Consider the following 3,793-nt stretch of genomic DNA (forward strand, 5'->3'; position numbering starts at 1 on the left):
GAAGAAGTGAGTAGGATGCTTATAGGTTTAATCAAATCAATTAAGAGTAAAATAGTATGAAGTATTTTCCCCTCTTCCTACTTTCCTACTTCCTACTTCCTACTTGCTTGGTATGCTGAATAGTTACCCGGAATTTTTGTTTAATAATCCCGAGGCAATGGCAATGACATCTGCTCCTGCTTTAATTACTTCCTCAATATTTCCTTCATTAATACCGCCAATAGCAACAACAGGTATTGAGGTTATCTGTTTAATTTTCTGGATTATTTCAGGACCAATAGGTTTTATTGCATTTTTTTTCGTGGTGGTTTGATAGATAGGTCCAATGGCAAGATAATCTATTTTCTCTTTAGTGGCTTTAATTGCTTGCTCAAAATTATGAGTTGATAGACCGATTATTTTATTTTTGAGTAACGGACGAGCCAAAGAAATAGGCATATCATCCTGGCCAAGATGGACACCATCTGCCTCTACGGCTAAGGTAATATCTACACGGTCATTAATGATGAAGGTTATTCCTTGAGTTAATTTGCGGAGTTTTAAGGCGTGATTGATAAATTCTCTATCGGTGAGATGTTTAGCACGGAATTGAATTATTTTTACCCCAGCCGCAATTATCTGTTGGGTAACTTCGTCCATTTTTTCTCCAAATAATTCATAATCAACAATTGCATACAGACCTTTCAATTATTTTAACTACCTCTTTTTCTAATAAATACAGAGCATATCGGATTTTCTCGAATTCAAAACTTAGATTTTCGTCTTTGAGTTTACTAATTTCTTCCAGAACACGACAGGATTCCTCAGCCCGACACATATTTGAAATAACTAAATCCACATAATCCTTTCTTTTTTCCTTATTTTGGGCTGAGATGGATAACCCTGGGTCAGATTCGCTATCCCTTGAGGTTAAAAGTGAGGAATAATTGACTAACTTATGTGTTAATTTTCCGATTTGATGACGGATTTTTTTTAGTTTTGAGGTTAGTTCTTCATCTTCTAAAACAAATCGACATACATCTTCTACAACTCTTATTCCTTCTTTTGCTCGATTTATATTGGCATCAATAATTCGGTATATTTTGTCTTCCATAGTCTATTTATCAGAAGTCAGAGGACAGAAATTAGAAGACAGATATTAAGGAACCTTATAAATCTGACTTCTATCCTCTATTTTCCTTCCCTGGTTTGGGTCACAATAAAACCTAAAAGTATCCCCAGAGAAATACACAGCAAAAGAATAATAACCTTAAGCAAGCCAAAGGTAATAATTAAAAGGCCAGCTAATAAACCGATTACTGACCCAATAACCGCTCCAGGATAAGCAGATACTATTTGTATTAGTTTATCTTTTATTTCGTTCATTGGATTGACCTCCTTTATCCCCTATTCTCTACTTTAGTATATTCAATTCCTCTTAATCTGCCACCACGATGAACTACTTCTTCAACTGCAACTTTAATATCCCGAAGATTAGAGAGACCGATGATGTTTTCTAATGATTCTTTGACCCTTGACTGGAGAGCAAGCGTGGCTTCATTAGTTGGAATATCCGACCACACACTAACAACTAATGAAAGTTTTGAGTATTTTTTCTTAAGGATTAATTTAGGTTTTATGGTTTTAATAAATGATTCTTCGCTACTTATTCTTTTGATAAAATCCTCAATCGCCTTTTTAGCTACCTTGACTTCACCATAAGGGGTTTTTTGAATAATCCCTTTTTCTTGTTGAGAAATTTTGCAGTCAACATAGAGAATGAGTAACCCTAAAGCTATCAGCCCACATCCAATGCCTGCAAAAATCAAATTAGCATTAGGTAATTTTAGATATTCCTCCAATATGGCAAAATTACTCCATCCTGTCCCAAGTAATATTGCCTCCACACCTATCATCCCCAGAATCAACACATTGACTATTAACCCCAGTTTATTCAAGAAATTCATAAGTTTTTACCTCCTTGTGTTTGGTAAATGGTAACTGGTGAATGGTAATTAAATACCGTTTGGCTGAACTCACGACGAAGATATTTAACCAATTACCAATTATTAGCTAATTGGTACTTAGTCACCAATTACTTTTGCTTTTAATTTTATCACTAATTTTTAGTGAATATCTATTTATTTTTAGTTGCTTCTTCTACATGAACACCCTGAATATACAGATTTACTCTAACTGTTTTTAATCCAGTCATATTTTCAACTGCTTTTTTAATATTTTCCTGAACCTTGCCCGCAATATCCGGGATAGAAGTTCCATATTTAATGACAATCGAAACATCCAGATTTACCTCGTCATCACCTACTTCTACCTTTACGCCTTTAGTTAATTGAGAGCCGCTGATAATTTTCGCAATGCCATTAATAATCCCTTCACTCATTCCAACTACTCCTTCTACTTGTGTTGCGGCTACTGCGGCAATAGTCGCAATTACTTCATTACTTACCTTAACATTACCTAAATTAGTTTGTTCTACCACTCGTTACTACCTCCTTGTATAAATTTTGGATTTTAGATTTTTGATTTCTGTCCTCAGCCTTCTGTCATCTGTCTTCTTTTTTTAATTCCTCATTTAAATAACTAAGAAAATCTCTAATTTCTTTGATAATTCTATCGGCAACCTTATCAAACTTACTTGCCAGATACTCTATTCTATTACCTTTTAATTCAAAACCATAGATATTTCTGAAAACATGTCTGAAAGAAAGGTATTCATCAAGCTCGGCAGCAAGTTCTTCAGATATAACAGCAGGTCTAATATCCTTAATTGGTATGGTCATCTTAAACAATAACGCCTTATGCCATTTTTCTTCCTCAACAAATCCACCATTTATATCAAAGGCGATTTTCTTAAATATCCGTTCACAGCAATTATAAAAATTATGGAGTATTGAACCTGTTGAACGCTTAGCTATTATGGACACATCATATTTAACCTCATTTATTTCTCTTATCAACTCATTAAAATTCTCCAGTTCTTTTTCAATTTCAGATATGATTACCCTCAAAATATCTTTATCCAATCTTTTTCCCTCCACTTAAAATCTGGTGTTAAATCTTCAAACGGTTTTAAATCAATCTTATATTTACTTTCTTTGATGAGAAAGGCATAGGCTTTGAAGAAATCCTCAAATTTTAAACCTTTTATCACTATATCAATGTCTGAATGTCGTCTGAACTTATCAGAGAGAAGTGAACCACAGAGATAGAAAACTTCAAATTTATAATATTTTCTCAAAAGTGATGCCAGTCTCTTCGCCTCTTTGAAGGCATCTTCTTTTAAGGATTTCGTTTTCTTTTGTCGCTCTTTTAAAACAGCGATAAGTGACATAAGATTAGTCCTTTTAGCCACAGATGAGGCATCCCTAATTTCCCGTTAGAGGTGAACATCCGCCTCTGACCTCTGCTGTTTATCCGTCCTATCCGTGGCTGAATAATTACTTTAAATATTAATCATACCAGATAAACTGGACTTTCGTAAATTTTATGCTACTTCTAAAGTTCTCTTTATCCTTATCAATCTGTTTATTTTGCTCAAAGATGGCAAAATTAGGCTCAAAAGCCTGATGATTTTTTTGCAACTTATCCTTTGAAGTTGAATTGATAAAAAATGCTTCACCTATTTTCTTCCCTTTGTGACCTTTGCGTTATTACTTTGTGCCCTTTGTGGTTTATCCTTTTTTAACCGCAAAGAACGCAAAGAAATCGACCGCAAAGAACGCAAAGGTTAAAGGAGAAAGGAATCATAGAAAATTCGTAACCGTTCAGGGCTATACATTAGAAGTGTAAACAA

General features: G+C 34.2%; 8 protein-coding genes. All 8 read right to left on the bottom strand.

What is annotated here, in order from left to right; all coding sequences use genetic code 11:
• Positions 1–123 precede the first annotated feature (123 nt).
• Entirely contained in the window at positions 124–687 is a 564-nt protein-coding gene (gene thiE, locus AB1414_17310) for a thiamine phosphate synthase (protein MEW6609174.1), read from the bottom strand.
• A complete protein-coding gene (locus AB1414_17315) occupies positions 662–1,093 on the bottom strand; it encodes a thiamine-phosphate pyrophosphorylase (GenBank protein ID MEW6609175.1) in 432 nt (143 codons plus the stop codon). The genes thiE and AB1414_17315 overlap by 26 nt, the downstream gene beginning before the upstream one ends.
• Before the next feature lie 77 nt (positions 1,094–1,170).
• Positions 1,171–1,365 (bottom strand): DUF2273 domain-containing protein, encoded by a 195-nt coding sequence (locus AB1414_17320; protein MEW6609176.1) that lies wholly within the window; start codon positions 1,363–1,365, stop codon positions 1,171–1,173.
• Positions 1,366–1,379: 14 nt separating this feature from the next.
• Positions 1,380–1,946, bottom strand: a complete 567-nt coding sequence (gene amaP / locus AB1414_17325; GenBank protein MEW6609177.1) for an alkaline shock response membrane anchor protein AmaP — start codon at positions 1,944–1,946, stop codon at positions 1,380–1,382.
• 170 nt (positions 1,947–2,116) lie between these two features.
• Positions 2,117–2,479 (bottom strand): Asp23/Gls24 family envelope stress response protein, encoded by a 363-nt coding sequence (locus tag AB1414_17330; GenBank protein ID MEW6609178.1) that lies wholly within the window; start codon positions 2,477–2,479, stop codon positions 2,117–2,119.
• Between the two features lie 64 nt (positions 2,480–2,543).
• Positions 2,544–3,023 (bottom strand): hypothetical protein, encoded by a 480-nt coding sequence (locus tag AB1414_17335; protein MEW6609179.1) that lies wholly within the window; start codon positions 3,021–3,023, stop codon positions 2,544–2,546.
• Complete coding sequence (locus AB1414_17340; protein ID MEW6609180.1) at positions 3,005–3,352, bottom strand: nucleotidyltransferase domain-containing protein; 348 nt, start codon at positions 3,350–3,352, stop codon at positions 3,005–3,007. Before AB1414_17340 ends, AB1414_17335 begins: the two co-directional genes overlap by 19 nt.
• Positions 3,353–3,449: 97 nt before the next feature.
• A complete protein-coding gene (locus AB1414_17345; GenBank protein MEW6609181.1) occupies positions 3,450–3,581 on the bottom strand; it encodes a hypothetical protein in 132 nt (43 codons plus the stop codon).
• Between the last annotated feature and the right edge of the window lie 212 nt (positions 3,582–3,793).

The sequence above is a fragment of the bacterium genome, from assembly GCA_040755795.1.
Lineage (GTDB): Bacteria > UBA9089 > CG2-30-40-21 > CG2-30-40-21 > SBAY01 > JBFLXS01.